Source organism: Oliverpabstia sp. (assembly GCF_022785585.1).
GTDB lineage: Bacteria > Bacillota > Clostridia > Lachnospirales > Lachnospiraceae > Oliverpabstia > Oliverpabstia intestinalis.
Genome location: NZ_JALFPR010000068.1, coordinates 1 through 16,175 on the forward strand (window position 1 = coordinate 1; position 16,175 = coordinate 16,175).

The 16,175-nt window shown below is 44.3% G+C and carries 13 protein-coding genes and 1 other annotated feature; of the genes, 10 read left to right on the forward strand and 3 right to left on the reverse strand.

What is annotated here, in order from left to right:
• Positions 1-295, forward strand: a 295-nt coding sequence (locus MSA64_RS04195) for an aldose epimerase family protein (protein ID WP_330639045.1), incomplete at its 5' end; no start/stop codon positions are given.
• 71 nt (positions 296-366) lie between these two features.
• On the opposite strand, the gene MSA64_RS11955 is transcribed toward MSA64_RS04195, so the two are convergent.
• Positions 367-588 carry a DUF6783 domain-containing protein gene (locus MSA64_RS11955; protein ID WP_334302744.1) on the reverse strand — a complete coding sequence of 74 codons (222 nt, stop codon included), beginning with the start codon at positions 586-588 and terminating at the stop codon, positions 367-369.
• A 66-nt stretch (positions 589-654) separates the two neighbouring features.
• Between MSA64_RS11955 and MSA64_RS04200 the strand changes: the two genes are divergently transcribed.
• The 5 genes from MSA64_RS04200 to MSA64_RS04220 all read left to right on the forward strand — a co-directional run bounded on the left by MSA64_RS04200 (position 655) and on the right by MSA64_RS04220 (position 7,742).
• On the forward strand, positions 655-2,169 hold the full coding sequence (locus MSA64_RS04200; protein WP_277664040.1) for a SpoIID/LytB domain-containing protein: 1,515 nt from the start codon (positions 655-657) through the stop codon (positions 2,167-2,169).
• 62 nt (positions 2,170-2,231) lie between these two features.
• Positions 2,232-3,176: a YihY/virulence factor BrkB family protein gene (locus MSA64_RS04205; protein ID WP_154431302.1), complete on the forward strand. Its 945-nt coding sequence runs from the start codon at positions 2,232-2,234 to the stop codon at positions 3,174-3,176.
• 121 nt (positions 3,177-3,297) lie between these two features.
• Positions 3,298-3,529: a binding site (T-box leader), on the forward strand.
• Between the two features lie 106 nt (positions 3,530-3,635).
• Complete coding sequence (pheS, locus tag MSA64_RS04210; RefSeq protein WP_022171375.1) at positions 3,636-4,667, forward strand: phenylalanine--tRNA ligase subunit alpha; 1,032 nt, start codon at positions 3,636-3,638, stop codon at positions 4,665-4,667.
• A 13-nt stretch (positions 4,668-4,680) separates the two neighbouring features.
• Positions 4,681-7,098, forward strand: coding sequence for a phenylalanine--tRNA ligase subunit beta (gene pheT / locus MSA64_RS04215; protein WP_117523865.1), 2,418 nt, complete (start codon positions 4,681-4,683; stop codon positions 7,096-7,098).
• A gap of 5 nt (positions 7,099-7,103) precedes the next feature.
• On the forward strand, positions 7,104-7,742 hold the full coding sequence (locus MSA64_RS04220) for a histidine phosphatase family protein (RefSeq protein ID WP_287890702.1): 639 nt from the start codon (positions 7,104-7,106) through the stop codon (positions 7,740-7,742).
• A gap of 497 nt (positions 7,743-8,239) precedes the next feature.
• Here MSA64_RS04220 and aroA read toward each other — a convergent pair whose 3' ends face one another.
• Together aroA and MSA64_RS04230 are read right to left on the reverse strand one after the other, a co-directional pair.
• On the reverse strand, positions 8,240-9,511 hold the full coding sequence (aroA, locus tag MSA64_RS04225) for a 3-phosphoshikimate 1-carboxyvinyltransferase (RefSeq protein WP_441107792.1): 1,272 nt from the start codon (positions 9,509-9,511) through the stop codon (positions 8,240-8,242).
• 22 nt (positions 9,512-9,533) lie between these two features.
• Positions 9,534-10,634, reverse strand: a complete 1,101-nt coding sequence (locus MSA64_RS04230) for a prephenate dehydrogenase (protein ID WP_227337991.1) — start codon at positions 10,632-10,634, stop codon at positions 9,534-9,536.
• 388 nt (positions 10,635-11,022) lie between these two features.
• Here MSA64_RS04230 and MSA64_RS04235 point away from each other — a divergent pair, with 388 nt between their 5' ends.
• From MSA64_RS04235 to MSA64_RS04250, 4 genes are all read left to right on the forward strand, one after another.
• The gene (locus tag MSA64_RS04235; RefSeq protein ID WP_154431298.1) at positions 11,023-13,113 is read left to right on the forward strand and encodes an elongation factor G; all 2,091 of its coding nucleotides are present in this window, start codon (positions 11,023-11,025) and stop codon (positions 13,111-13,113) included.
• A 206-nt stretch (positions 13,114-13,319) separates the two neighbouring features.
• Complete coding sequence (locus MSA64_RS04240) at positions 13,320-13,859, forward strand: DUF3877 family protein (RefSeq protein ID WP_154431297.1); 540 nt, start codon at positions 13,320-13,322, stop codon at positions 13,857-13,859.
• An 85-nt stretch (positions 13,860-13,944) separates the two neighbouring features.
• On the forward strand, positions 13,945-15,330 hold the full coding sequence (locus MSA64_RS04245; protein WP_277664045.1) for a TrkH family potassium uptake protein: 1,386 nt from the start codon (positions 13,945-13,947) through the stop codon (positions 15,328-15,330).
• A 43-nt stretch (positions 15,331-15,373) separates the two neighbouring features.
• Positions 15,374-16,042: a potassium channel family protein gene (locus tag MSA64_RS04250; protein ID WP_154431295.1), complete on the forward strand. Its 669-nt coding sequence runs from the start codon at positions 15,374-15,376 to the stop codon at positions 16,040-16,042.
• The last annotated feature ends 133 nt before the right edge of the window (positions 16,043-16,175 follow it).

The following is a 16,175-nucleotide window of genomic DNA, read 5'->3' on the forward strand; positions in this document are numbered from 1 at the left end:
TTTTGTATTGGATAAACCGGAAGGTGCCTTTGACTGGATGGCAAAAGCTTATTGCGAAAAAACCGGAATCGCTATGGAAGCATATACAGATTGCCCGGCTGTTCAGTTCTATGCAGCAAATTTCTTAAACGGCGAAAAAGGAAAAAATGGCGCGGTATATGATGAACGCCATGCTTTCTGCCTGGAGTCCCAGTATTGCCCGAACGCGGTCAACGATACCCATTTCGCACAGCCTTTCCTGAAAGCAGGAGAGAAGTACGACACAAAAACAGTATATCGTTTTCTGGTAAAATAATTAATTTATAAACAGGATAGAAGGATTCTGTACCCGTTAATTGAGGGTATGGGATCCTTTTTGTGTATTTTCTATGACTTTCGTCCACAAAAAACCGTTCGTAGGATCTTAGAGTGTGTCTGAAAAATCATTTCCGCAATCCGCAAGCCCCACTTTGCGGTATATTTTATCCTCATTCGGTTGCCGTAGCCCGCTACGCCGCCCTCATTCGGATAAAATCTCCCACAAACTGAGACTCGCAGCTCACGAAAAGCCTTTTCCAGACACGCTCTAGCGGTGAACAGCAACGTCACAAATTTTGACTGAAAACATAACAAGTCCGGCCGGATAATTTTCAGAAAAATGCCATATACTGAGATATGGAAAAAAATGGTGAAACATATAAAAATATTCCATGGAGATGGATATGGACGATTGCAGGTGCTGTGATAATTTTTCTGGTGATGTTTCTGCCGGGAATATGGGAAGGAAAACAGAGGGAGGAAGAAAAAAAGTATCTTGAAAAACTGCAGGCAGAGCAACAGATGGCAGAAGCAAAGAACACTCGAAAAAAAACGGAACAACAGCAGAAAAGAAATGAGGAGATAGATAATCCGACTACATCATTGACAAATATGGAACAAGAAAAAAATACGGAAAGAAAAGAGTCGATAATTCGTGTATTGATTTCTGTTGACGGAACTGAGCAGTATCTTCATTCGGATGTGAGAATATCCTGTCCGGCACCCTACTTGGTAAAAGGGGATATAACAGTGCAGCAGGAGGCAGGCACAGAACTCTGTTTGTCAGAACGGATGCAGCCTGGGCAGACAGTTATTGTGGAAGCACCGGACACAATGGCACTGACTTTGAATTCTGTCAGAAGAAGTCAGGGCGCGCCGGCATATCAGGGTATTCTGGAAGTGACGAGAGAGAAACAAGGTTTTCGAGTGATCAACCAGGTTGATCTGGAATCTTATCTGAAAGGAGTTGTGCCGAGTGAGATGCCTGCGGATGCTCCGGCAGAAGCACTCTGTGCACAGGCAGTTTGCGCACGAACATATGCAGTACGGCAGATCAGAGAAGAACGAATGAAAGAGTGGGATGCGGATGTGGACGATACTGTTTCCTGTCAGGTGTATAACAACATTTCCGAACAGGCGGCAAGCAGTCAGGCGGTGGATGCTACCAGGGGGATGATAATACTCAGTGATGGAAAACCGATTGAAGCATATTTTTTTTCGACTTCCTGGGGTTGCACCGATACAGATGAAGTATGGAACGCGAAAAAAAGTGCTTCATATCTTAGGAGCATTGCAGTGAGTCACAAGGCTGTGGAAACCATGGTGAACGGTACCTTGCAGCCGGAAATGACAGAACAGTCGTTTCGGGAACGAATTTTGCAGAGGGATGCAGGAGATTATGAAAAAGAAGATGTCTGGTATCGATGGAAAGTCTGCATTCCATGGGAAATGCTGAAAGAACGCAGTGAAAGAAAATGGCCTCAGCTTGGTGCATTTACCGGCTTATCCATACAGGGAAGAAATCCCGGTGGAGGAGTAAAAACACTGGAGATTCAGGGAGAGAATCAAAACGCAACACTTGAAAACGAATATGCGATCCGAAAATTCTTATCGGTAAAAGGGCTGTCTGTAAGCAGAAATGATGGAAGTGTCTGTGATACGATGGAATTACTGCCGAGTGCCTGTTTTATAGTCGATTTTAGGAAAGAACAGGGAGCGGGTACATTTGTCTTTACCGGTGGAGGTTATGGGCATGGTGTGGGGATGAGTCAGAACGGAGCAAAGCATCTTGCAGAAAATGGTCTTGGCTGGCGGGACATTCTGCAGATTTTCTATCAGAATATTACTATAGAAAACTTGCAAGAATTCTGAAAAAATAGTATGATAAAAAATAATTATGTAAAAACCAGATATTGTGCAGAAAGGAAAGCAAAATGAAAAAGTTTATAAAAATCATGACCGGATTCATGAACCGCATGGCTCAGGATCATGTGAGCGCATTTGCCGCACAGGCAGCCTTCTTTATTTTGATGTCCTTTGTGCCCTTTTTGATGCTTCTGCTTCCGCTGGTAACGTATGTCTCTATTACAAAAGATATGGTAGTGGAGATTCTTTTGCAGATTATGCCGGATGCGGGAGATTTTCGAAGTTTTCTTTTTAGTATTATTCAGGAGGTCTATGACAAATCAACAGCAATTGTACCAATCAGTGCGGTTTTTACCCTCTGGAGTGCGGGGAAAGGCCTGCAGGGACTGACGAATGGGGTCAATGCGATTTATCATGTAAAAGAGACGAGAAATTATGTGGTGACAAGGATACGGTCTGCTCTGTATACACTGATCTTTATTCTTGCTGTTATCAGCAGCCTGATTCTTCTGGTATTCGGTAACAGTATTCAGAAACTTCTTACAAAGTACATTCCGACGCTTGCCAAAGTCACTGCCTATGTCATTGGTATGCGTACAGCAGTTTCGCTTGTTGTACTGGCACTGATTTTCCTGATGATCTATAAATTTCTGCCGAACAGAAAGACTTCTTTTCGGAGTCAGATACCGGGAGCGGTGGTCTCGGCGGTGGCGTGGTCACTGTTTTCCCTTGGATTTTCTGTCTATCTGGATTATTACGATGGATTTTCCAACATGTACGGAAGCCTGACGACGATTATTCTGGTTCTTTTGTGGTTATATTTTTGTATGTATATTGTTCTGATCGGGGCGGAAATCAATGCTTATTTTGAAGAACGCCTTCGCAGGCTGCATCAAATGGCAAGCGAGCTTATTCGCAGCGAGTACCAGGGACTGTTAAAAGGAATCCGGGAAAATGATACAGAAGAAAAGAAAATGACAGACAAGGAAACGACAGAAAAGAAGGAATTGTAGAAGTTACTGAAAATGACCGGAACAGTAACAGGGGTAAATACCAAAGAGGGTATGAATTAGGAATAAAGCGGAAATAAAACTTGACAGATAAGCGGATCCATACTATAATTTATGCCGAAAGAAAAAAGCTGAGAAAGTGTCAGTAGATATATATTTTCTTACAGAGAGAAGGAGTCACCGGCTGCGAGCTCCTTTAAGTTCAGATATATATTGAGATTCCCACTGGAGCTTCTTCTCCGAAAGACAAGTAAGAGAAGACGTACAGACGCGTTAAGTCTTAATGAGTGTCCGTTAATATTTTAATCGGAAATCAGGGTGGTACCGCGAGATGATATAATTGCCTCGTCCCTCCAGTAATCTGGAAGGGCGAGGCTTTTTTTGCGAAAACGAATAAAAATCCGTAGCGTATTTTACCCGTTGCATTGTGCTATCCCCAACAAATAGAAAAGGAGAACTGCCATGAGTAATAGTATCAAAGAAACATTACAGGCGATTCTGGATGAAGCTTCTGAGAAGATTGAACAGTCAGACGCCCTGGACAAACTGAATGATGTAAGAGTAAATTTCCTTGGTAAAAAAGGACAGCTTACTTCTGTGCTGAAAAGTATGAAGGATGTAGCTCCGGAAGATCGTCCGAAAGTAGGACAGATGGTGAATGAAGCCAGGGCAAAAATTGAAACTATGATGGAGGAGACAAAAACCCGTCTGGAGAAAGAACTGCGGGAAGCAAAGATGGCAGCAGAAGTAATCGATGTCACACTGCCTGCAAAAAAAGCAAACGTTGGTCATCGTCATCCGAATACCATTGCACTGGAAGAAGTAGAAAGAATTTTTATCGGTATGGGTTATGAAGTTGTGGAAGGACCGGAAGTTGAGTACGCAGATTACAACTTCACCAAACTGAATATTCCGGAAGATCATCCGGCTCGTGACGAACAGGATACTTTCTTTATCACAGACAGCATTCTGCTTCGTTCCCAGACTTCTCCGGTTCAGGCGAGAACCATGGAAGAAGGGAAACTGCCGATTCGTATGATCGCACCGGGACGTGTATTCCGTTCTGACGAAGTAGATGCAACCCATTCTCCTTCCTTCCATCAGATTGAAGGTCTGGTAATCGACAAACATATTACTTTCTCTGACCTGAAAGGTACACTGGAAGAATTTGCAAAAGAACTGTTCGGACCGGAAACAAAAACAAAATTCCGTCCGCATCATTTTCCATTTACAGAGCCGAGTGCAGAGGTTGATGTATCCTGTTTCAAGTGCGGTGGCAAAGGATGTCGTTTTTGTAAAGGATCCGGTTGGATCGAGATCCTTGGCTGTGGTATGGTTCATCCGCATGTACTTGAGATGTGTGGCATCGATCCGAAAGAATATACCGGTTTTGCTTTTGGTGTAGGTCTGGAGCGTATCGCACTTCTGAAATACGAGATCGATGACATGCGCCTTCTGTATGAAAATGACTACAGATTCTTAAAACAGTTCTAGGAGGATTAAAAGAATGAATACATCTTTATCATGGATTAAAATGTTTGTCCCGGATCTGGACGTCACAGCTCAGGAATATACAGATGCGATGACACTGTCCGGAACTAAAGTTGAAGGATATGAATTACTGGATGCAGATCTGGAAAACATCGTGATTGGACAGATTGAAAAGATTGAGAAACATCCGGATGCAGATAAACTGATCATCTGCCAGGTAAATGTAGGCAATGAAGTAACACAGATCGTTACCGGCGCTCCAAATGTAAAAGAAGGAGACAAAGTTCCGGTTGTTCTTCCGGGAGGAAGAGTTGCAGGTGGACACGACGGTAAGAAAACTCCGGGCGGAATCAAGATCAAAGCCGGAAAATTGCGTGGTGTGGATTCCTACGGTATGATGTGTTCCATCGAAGAACTTGGCTCCACAAGAGAAATGTATCCGGAAGCTCCGGAATACGGAATCTATATTTTCCCGGAAGACGCCACGGTCGGTGCGAGTGCGATCGAGGCACTGGGACTGAACGATGCGGTGATTGAATATGAGATCACTTCCAACCGTGTAGATTGCTACGGTGTACTGGGGATCGCAAGAGAAGCAGCAGCTACTTTCCGTAAAGAATTTGTTCCGCCGGTTGTAACAGCTACCGGTAATGACGAAGATGTCAATGATTATGTGAAAGTAACCGTAGAAGACAAAGATCTCTGCCCGCGTTACTGCGCAAGAGTCGTAAAAAATGTAAAAATCGGACCGTCCCCGAAATGGATGCAGAGATGTCTGGCTGCCAACGGCATCCGCCCGATCAACAACCTGGTAGATATCACAAACTATGTCATGGAAGAATATGGTCAGCCGATGCATGCCTATGATCTGGATATGATCGCAAATCATGAGATCCATGTACGCCGTGCCGGAAAAGACGAAAAATTTGTTACTCTTGACGGTCAGGAACGCCAGATGGATGAAAACGTTCTGATGATCTGTGACGGAGAAAAATCTATCGGTATCGCAGGTATCATGGGCGGAGAAAATTCTATGATCACAGACAATGTAAAAACAGTTCTGTTTGAAGCAGCATGCTTTGACGGTCCGAATATTCGTCTGTCTGCAAAGAGAATCGGACTTCGTACAGATGCTTCCGGAAAATTTGAAAAAGGTCTGGATCCGAACAATGCACTGGCAGCCATCGACCGTGCCTGCCAGCTGATGGAAGAACTGGGAGCCGGTGAAGTTGTTGGTGGTGTGGCTGATGTATATACCAAGAAAAAAGAACCTGTAAGAGTACCGTTTGAACCGGAAAAAATCAACAGCCTTCTGGGAACTGATATCTCCAAAGAAGATATGCTGGAGTACCTGTCCAGGGTAGAACTGGCTTACGATGAAACAACCAACGAGATTGTTGCTCCGACCTTCCGTCATGATATCTTCCGTACTGCAGATATCGCAGAAGAAGTTGCCCGTTTCTACGGATATGACAATATTCCGACCACACTGCCAAGTGGTGAAGCAACAACAGGAAAACTGCCATTTAAATTGAGGATCGAAGAAGTGGCAAGAGATGTGGCTGAGTACTGTGGATTCTCCCAGGGATACTGCTATTCTTTTGAAAGCCCGAAGGTATTTGACAAACTGCAGATTCCGGCAGGAGATGAACTGAGAAAAGCAATCACCATTTCCAACCCGCTGGGTGAAGATTTCAGTATCATGAGAACCATTTCTCTGAATGGTATGCTGACTTCTCTGGCAACAAACTATAACAGAAGAAATAAAAATGTCCGTCTGTACGAACTGGGCAATGTATATCTTCCAAAAGAACTTCCGCTGACCGAACTGCCGGATGAACGTATGATGTTCACTCTGGGTATGTACGGAGACGGTGATTTCTTTGATATGAAGGGTGTAGTAGAAGAGTTCTTCGATCAGATCGGTATGCATAAGAAAACTGAGTACGATCCGAAAGCCGGTAAGACTTTCCTGCATCCGGGTCGTCAGGCTCTGATCAGCTACGAAGGTGAAGTGATGGGTTATCTGGGCGAAGTGCATCCTGCAGTGGCAGATACTTATGGTATCGGAACGCGCGCATATGTGGCAGTTCTGGATATCCTGAATGTCGTAAAACATGCATCCTTCGACCGCAAATACGAAGGAATCGCAAAATTCCCTGCAGTAAACCGTGACATCTCCATGGTAGTACCGAAAGAGATCATGGTTGGACAGATCGAACATATGATCGCTCAGAGAGGCGGTAAGATTCTGGAACACTTCGAACTGTTTGATATTTACGAAGGAGATCAGATCGAAAGAGGATTCAAGTCCGTTGCTTATTCTCTGACCTTCCGCTCCAAAGAGAAAACTCTCGAAGAAGCAGAAATCAATGGCGCTATGAACAAGATCCTGAATGGTCTGGAAGGCATGGGAATCCAGCTTAGAAAGTAAAAAAGATGAAAATATATCTAATTCGTCATGGAGAAACTTCATGGAATACTCTGGGACGGCTGCAGGGAAGAACGGATATCGAACTGAACGAAAACGGTATCCGCCTTGCAAAAATCACCGGTGAAAAATTAAAAGATGTACATTTTGACCTGGCAATCGCAAGCCCGTTAAAGCGGGCTTACGAGACCGCCGGACTGGTACTGGGTGACAGAAATATACCGATTCTTACGGATGAGAGAATAGAAGAGATCAGTTTTGGAGAATGGGAAGGACTTTGCTGTCGAAGGGAGAATTTTCAGATTCCGTCAAAAGATTTTGAACAGTTCTTCACGGATCCCTTCGGTTACAAGCCACCGAAAGACGGCGAATCTATTCAGCAGATGATTGACCGCTGCGGTGCTTTCTACGAGGACCTGATCCACAACCCGGATTACCGGAATAAAACAATTCTAATAGCAGCACACGGCTGCTCGACACGGGCCTTTCTCTATCACATTGACGGCCGGAAAGACGACTTCTGGAGAGGTCACGTACCGCCAAACTGCGCGGTAACGATTATCGATGTGAAAGATGGAAAAGCGACGATAGAAGAGCAGGATAAAGTGTACTATGACCCGGAAGATGTGGTAGACTTTTATAAATAAGTATTGCAAACGGACGCCCAACAGGGCAAAAAGATGCCTTTCAAAAGCAGCGGGCAGGACGATTTTAAGCTATGTGTTAAGTGCGACTAGGTGATTCGCGGAGAGCCGCTCATCGCCAAGTCTTACTAAACACAGGATCTTAAAACTCGTCCTAACCGCCCGCAAAATGCTTTTGAAAGGCATCTTTTTGCCCTGCTGGGCTGGGTATCGATAAAAATAGTCATTGCGTGCAACTGGAAAGATATGACGAAAAATTAACGGTTGTTTCAAATTTGTTTTACCAGGAAACAGCCGAGAGCTGCGGGAAACCGGGGTGGACAACACTTTATGGGCGGTTAGGGCAAGCTTTGAAATCCGACGCTTACGAAGACTTTCACTTGGGTCAGCTGACCCAAGTGAATATAGTCGAAGTTAGCGGCTAGTTCAAAGTTGCCCTGCCCATGTTGTCCACCCCGGTTTCCCGCAGCTCTCGGCGTCCCTCTAGCCAATAAAAAATATTACTTCATCAGCTTACCAAGATCCGCATAAAACTCCGGATAAGAAATATCCACACAATCCGCCCGCAGCACTTCGACTCCTCCTTCAGAAGCCAACCCAGCCACTGCAAACGACATCGCGATCCTGTGATCCAGATGACTGTCAATAGAAGCATGATGTAACGGTTTTCCACCTCGGATAATCATACCATCATCGGTACCCTCGATATCACAGCCCATAGCCCCAAGACTGTTCACCATAATATCCAGTCGATTCGATTCCTTCACCTTCAGTTCCTCCGCATTTCGAATAACCGTAGTTCCATTCGCATAAGCTGCCAGAACCGCCAGAACCGGAATCTCATCGATCAACGTCGGAATCAGTTCACCCTCGATAACCGTACCGTGAAGTTCACTGTGACGAACCAGAAGATCCGCAACCGGTTCACCGGCGGCTGTTCGTTTATTTAACAGGGTGATATCTGCGCCCATCGCCTTGCATACACGAAGAATGCCATCTCGGGTAGGATTGATTCCCACATCTTTGATCATTACTTCAGATCCCGGCACCAAAAGAGCAGCCACAATAAAATAAGCAGCGGAAGAAATATCTCCGGGAACAGAAATGTCCAGTCCGTGAAGTTCCGAATCCGGCGAGATAGAAGCAGTTGTTCCTTCACTGGTGACCCGTGCGCCGAAGTGAGAGAGCATCAGTTCCGTATGATTTCTCGAAAGATAAGGTTCTGTAACCGAAGTAATTCCGTCTGCATACAGTCCGGCAAGCAGAACACAGGATTTCACCTGCGCAGAAGCTACCGGTGACTGATAATGGATCGCAGTCAGCGGATGTCCCTGAATTTGTAACGGTGCACACTGGTTTCCCTTCAGACTCTCGACTGTAGCACCCATCATAGAAAGTGGTTTGATGATCCTTCCCATTGGCCGGCTCTGGATCGACGCATCACCGGTAAGTGTTGTGGTAAAATTCTGACCGGCGAGAATACCGGAGATCAGTCGTGTTGTGGTTCCACTGTTACCGGTATCCAGAATCTCAGTCGGAGCAGTAAGCCCGTGAAGGCCTTTCCCATGAATCCGGATTTCCTCCTGCGTATTTTCAATATCGATTCCTAATTTGCGAAAACAGGAGATCGTAGAAAGACAATCTGCTCCCTGCAAAAAATTCGTCACTCTTGTCGTACCGTCAGCCAGTGCACCAAACATCACAGCGCGGTGTGAGATCGACTTGTCTCCCGGAATCTTCACCTCTCCGCGAAGAGGCATTTTTGCCTGCATAAGTTCCATATGTACATCCTCCTTACCGAACATGAAGTGTATAATTCCGTTCTTTCAAAACACCCTGTGCCTTCACACAGGATTCCTCATCATAAAACTCGATCCGAAGAACACCTTCCTCGAATTCTCTGTTATGAATGATGCCGATATTTTTAATACTAATTGAATTCATCGCAAGCAGTGTGGCAATTGTAGCTATACCACCGGCTTCGTCATAAATATCACAGTAAAAGGCATAAATCTTCTCGATTACCCCTTTGCTCGCTTCCGGAAGAGAATTGCGGTATTCTCTGGAATTACTGAACATATTATAGATTTCATCTGCATCACCATTATCCACCCAGCATTTTGCCTGTACGATCAGGCGAATATACTCATCGAGTACTTTTGAAATCATCGACCGATTTTCCAGACAGATCTGCTGCCACATCACAGGAGAAGAAGAGGCGATACGTGTAATATCTTTAAAACCTCCGGCTGCGATCAGTTTCATATTTTCCTCTGGTGTATCCATTTTCTGTACAGCATTTACCAGTGTAGAGGCGATGATATGCGGCAGATGGCTCACAGCCGCAGTGATATAATCGTGTTCTTCATAAGTAAGTACCAGTGGAATAGCTCCGAGAGAAGAAATCAGTTCCATAAACTGTGTCAGACGGGGAATATCAATCTGACCACCTGGTGTAAGAATATAGTAAGCATTTTCGATCAGCATATCGGTGGCATTTTCAAAACCGGTTTTTTCAGAACCGGCCATCGGGTGTCCGCCGATGAAGTGGTCATCCAGTCCCAGTTTCTCAACCGCCTGATGAATCTCACCTTTTACACTTCCCACATCCGTAACGATACAGTCCGGGCTCATATGATCTTTCAGCCATTCAAGATAAGAAATGTTGTCATGAACCGGTGCGCAGAGGAAAATATAATTGCAGGAAGCAAATGCCTCGTCTTCTTTCGTGCATTTTACATCAACAATTCCTTCAGACACGGCGAGATCCAGCGTAGCTTCCGTTCTGGTATATGCAAAAATTCTGGTCTGTGGATGAAAACGTTTCAGAGATTTGGCGATGGATCCGCCGATCAGCCCCAGACCGATAAATCCTATATTCAGTGAATCACTCATAGTTGTCTGTCAAAATCCTTTCTCAGTAATTACGCGTGTATTTTGCGTACTTTTACCATTGTAAAGCACAAGATAGGAAAAGTCAATGATTTAGCGCTTTAAACTATGGAACTTTAACGCTGGAAAGTACAAGTAAGGGATTATACGCCAGGGAGAATCAAAAGAGAAGAAGAAAATATATACAGTACAAAAAGGGGTCTTTGAGATAATTTAACAAAATGAAGATAGAATATACAAAAAAGAAACAATTCATATCGAAAAAACATAAAATATACAAACACAAATGAAAAAAGTTCAGAAAATAATTGTCAAAATTACATAAATAACTTGAAATATTCAAAGAAATTTAGTAATATATAACTATACTAATTTTTGGGAGGTATTACATATGGACGTTTTTAGAACTGACCGAATAAGGAATGTAGTGCTGCTTGGTCATGGCGGAGCAGGTAAGACTACACTGACAGAAGCTATGGCTTATCTTTCAGGTATTACAAATCGTTTAGGCAAGGTGACAGATGGCAATACCATCAGTGATTACGACAAAGAAGAGATCAAGAGAAAATTCTCGATCAGTACTTCTACCGTGCCGGTTGTATGGGATAAGGTAAAAGTAAATATTTTAGATACACCTGGATTCTTTGATTTTGTAGGAGAAGCTGAAGAGGCAGTAGCCGCCGCCGATGCAGCAGTGATCGTGATCTCCGGAAAATCAGGCGTACAGGTAGGAACCCAGAAAGCATGGGAACTGTGTGAAAAATACAGACTGCCACGTATGTTCTTCGTAACAGAGATGGATATGGATGATGTCAGCTACCGTCAGGTAGTAGAAGATCTGACCGAACTGTATGGCAAAAGGATCGCACCGTTGCACATGCCGCTTCGTGAGGATGGAAAATTTGTCGGTTATATCAATATTGTAAAGAACAAAGGCCGCCGTTACATTGAAAAAGATAAGAAAGAAGAATGCGAGATTCCGGAATATTCAAAAGAATATCTGGAAAAATACAGAGAGATCTTACTGGAAGCTGTAGCAGAGACCAGCGAAGAATTCATGGATCGCTATTTTGCAGGTGAGGAATTCTCTGTTACCGAGATTTCTGCAGCATTATCCATGTGCGTAGGCGATGGAAGTCTGGTTCCTGTATGCATGGGATCTCCGGTCAACCTGCAGGGGGTTAAGATCCTGTTAGACGATATTTGTGGATACTTCCCGAGCCCGAATCTGAGAGAACGCGCCGGTATCGTAAAATCAACCAGTGAAATTTTCGAAGCTGACTATGATTTCACCATGCCGAAATCCGCACAGGTCTTCAAGACGATCGTAGATCCGTTTATCGGAAAATATTCACTGTTGAAAGTTTGTTCCGGTGTTATCAAGTCCGGGGATACCTTATATAATGTAGAAAGAGAAGAAGAACTGAAGATCGGCAAGCTGTATGTCATGGAGGGATCCAAACCGATCGAGGTTCCGGAACTTCATGCAGGCGATATCGGAGCCGTAGCCAAGATCAACGAACTGCGTACCGGCGATACTCTGGCAACAAAAGCTGTCCCGGTATTCTACGGCAAACCGGAGATTTCCACTCCATATACCTGCAAACGCTACAAAGCAGTGAACAAAGCAGATATGGATAAGATTTCCCAGGCACTCTCCAAGATGTGTCAGGAAGATCTGACAATGAAAGTAGTCAATGATTCTGCAAACCGTCAGACTCTTCTTTATGGCATGGGTGACCAGCATATAGACGTGATCGTCAGCAAACTGCAGGAACAGTATAAAGTGAATGTGGAACTTTCCAAACCGAAAGTAGCTTTCCGTGAGACCATTCGTAAAAAATCAGATATTGATAAAAAATATAAAAAACAGTCCGGTGGACATGGCCAGTATGGTCATGTAAAGATGACCTTTGAACCATCCGGTGATCTGGATACACCATATGTATTTGAGCAGATCGTTGTCGGCGGAGCCGTTCCGAAGAACTACTTCCCGGCAGTAGAAAAAGGTCTGCAGGAATCTGTAGTATCCGGTCCTCTGGCAGCATACCCGGTAGCTGGTGTGAAAGCGGTTCTGTATGATGGATCTTATCATCCGGTAGATTCTTCTGAGATGGCATTCAAGACTGCAACAAAGATGGCATTCAAAGACGGTTTCCTGGCAGCTTCGCCGGTTCTGTTAGAGCCTATCGTAAATATGCAGATCCGTGTACCGGATAAATTTACCGGTGATGTTATGGGTGATCTGAACAAACGACGTGGCCGTGTGCTTGGTATGAACCCGGATAAACAGGGATATACCATCGTAGAAGCAGATGTTCCGGAACTGGAGATTTACGGATATGCAACCATACTTCGTTCCATGACAGGTGGAGCCGGTGATTTCTCTTATACATTTGCCCGTTACGAGCAGGCACCTGGCGATGTACAGGAAAGAGAGATTGAAGCAAGAGCCAGCAAGGTAGACAAAGGGGAAGAATAACCAGACAGTATGAAATAAAGAATAAAAGTGCAAGGGAGAACATCCTGTACAGTTTTAAATGTACAGGATGTTCTTTCTGCTTGCGAAAATATCTGTGAGATTATATAATTCACATAGCTGTGAAAATATTTCATAAAAATTCAATGGTGCCTGACACCATCGACAACCGGCGGTCGAAGGGGCCAGCCAGAAAGGATTATAGAATTATGTACGAAAATGGATATAAAAAACTGCAGGACAGTCTGATCGATGTGATTGCAGAGGAACAGGCAAAGCTTGGATATATGAAAGAACCGATCCGGCTGTATTATCCTTTGAGTTCTCTGCATCATTTTTTTAAAAGCGAAGGTGATGCAGAGGCGATGCAGGAGTCACTGGGAGGATTTCCGGAGGCAACAAAAGAAATATTCGGGGAAGTACAGGTATCGCACAAAGGAGATCGTTTCTGCTTCTTCCTGTCGGAAAATGCGACAGAATATGTGCACGAACACCGGGACGAGAATGCATTTATCTTTGCACTGGTACAGTTACTTACAAAACACGGAACGACGTTGGATGAAGTAAAAGAATTATTCCGCAGTCAGACATCTGAGTGTGCGATGGAACCGATGGACAACGGAGAATTTGACCTGATGATCCGCTTTGTGGACTCGGAAGATCCATATTACTACTGCTTTAAAGATGAGGGCTGCCATATCATTTACCACAGATTTCTGCCGGAGGATTATGCAGATTTCGGATTCTAAAAGAAGAATCATCGGTTGTAAAATATCAGAAATGAAACAGAAAGTTGATATTTTGGAAAAAATATAGGAAAGAAGAGAAAAAAGGATGTCTGAAAAACAGAAAAAAAGGCAGTGGCATACGCCGGCAGAAAGAATTATGATGACTGGATTTGGTGTAGTGATCATACTGGGAACGCTTCTTTTGTGTCTGCCGGTTTCATCGGCCAGTGGAAAGGGCGTATATTGGCTTGATGCGTTATTTACGGCGACTACATCTGTGTGTGTAACCGGCCTTGTGACCGTGCCCACTGCAACCACCTGGAGCGTGTTTGGAAAAATTGTGATTCTGGGGCTGATTCAGTTTGGCGGGCTTGGAATCATGGCATGTATGATCATGATATTTCTGGTTTTGCGAAGAAAAATCAGCCTGCAGAGTCGCAAACTGATTCAGGATACATATAATCTGCCGGTGCTGAAAGGAAGCGTGGGAATTGTCAGAAGACTTCTGATCGGAACAGCGGTGGTTGAGATTGCAGGAGCAATATGTTATAGCTTTTGGTTTGTTCCTCATTATGGACTGTGGAGAGGAATCGGGTACAGTATTTTCCATTCGATATCCGCGTTTTGCAATGCAGGAATCGATCTGGTAGGTGAATCTTCTTTTGCGCCTTTTGTAACCAATCCTCTGATGAATGTTACAACCATGGGACTGATTATCTTGAGCGGACTTGGCTTCCCCGTCTGGTGGGAAGTGATCGAGCATGTGCAGGATCTGCTGAAAGGAAAACGAACCAGAAAAAATTTTATCCGCGGATTTACTCTTCATACAAAACTGGTATTGACGACGACAGTAATCCTGATCACAGGCGGGGCACTTCTGATCCTCCTGTTGGACTGGAATCATACAGGGTCCCTCGGAGATCTGAAACCGGGAGAGAAAGTGATGGCTGCTTTTTTTCAGTCCATAACAACAAGAACAGCCGGATTTGAGACGATTCCACAGAAAAATTTTACGGATGGGTCTGCGATGGTGAGCATGATTCTGATGTTTATCGGCGGTTCACCGATGGGAACAGCTGGTGGTGTGAAGACAATTACGGTTGCTCTTCTTATCGTGCTGGTTACTTCTTATATCCGTGGAAATCATGATACGGTAGTATGGGGAAGAAAAGTTGTGGAAGAAAATATCCGCTCTGCGGTGGTGATTTTCTTTTTTGCACTGACTACTGCTCTTACGGCCACAATCCTTCTGGTTGCCGTCAGTGGTCATCCGCTTCTGGACTGTGCCTATGAGGTTGTTTCGGCGGTGGCGACGGTGGGACTGACCCGTTCTCTGACTTCACAGCTCCCGGCAGCAGGGAAAATCATTGTCATACTTATTATGTATATGGGACGAATCGGGCCGATTACACTTGCGGTAGCCCTTGGGCGCAGAACAAGACATGTGGATGCAGATATTCAGAGACCGGAACAGAGGATTCTGATTGGATAAAAGAATAGGGTAGAACAGATTAACAGAAAGGAAAATAAAAATCATGGACAAACAATATGCAGTAATCGGACTTGGAAAATTCGGTTATGCTGTGGCACAGACACTGTCACAGGCAGGAAAACAGGTTCTGGCAGTGGATAAAGACCAGGAGCTGGTGCAGGAGATAGCAGATTATGTGACTTATGCTGCACGGGCAGATGTGACGGACAGCCGTGTATTTGAATCGCTGGGAATCAGTAACATGGATGTGGTGATCATAGGGATCTCGGAAGATATGGAGTCAAGTATTCTGGCGACATTGCAGGCAAAAGAGGCAGGTGTTCCGCTGGTAATCGCCAAAGGGATGAATCAGATGCATGCCAAGATTCTGAAAAAGATCGGTGCAGACCGTGTAGTGATGGCCGAAATCGAAACGGGTATCCGTCTTGGTAAAAACCTGATTTCAGGAGGATTTCAGGATTTCTTTATGCTGTCAGATTCCTTTTCGATGGTAGAACTTGCGGTTCCGGATAGTTGGAGCAATCATAATCTGGAAGAACTGAATCTACGAAAAAAATATGAAATTAATGTTATTGCAATCAAGAAAGGGGAAACGATTTGTGTCAACATCCATCCGGAAGAAAACCTGTGTATGGGAGAGATCTTGATTCTTGCAGGAGAAAATAAAGCATTGGCCAAATTAATGAAAAAATATAAAGAGGGAGATATTTGAAGCCCCTTCATAAGGATTAAAAAAGAAATCTGTCAGTAGTATGTCAGGTTTCTTTTTTTATGTGAGCAACATGTCTGAGTCCGTACCTGTATGAGATATTAGCGACGGTCTGAACAGTAACTACAGGAATACC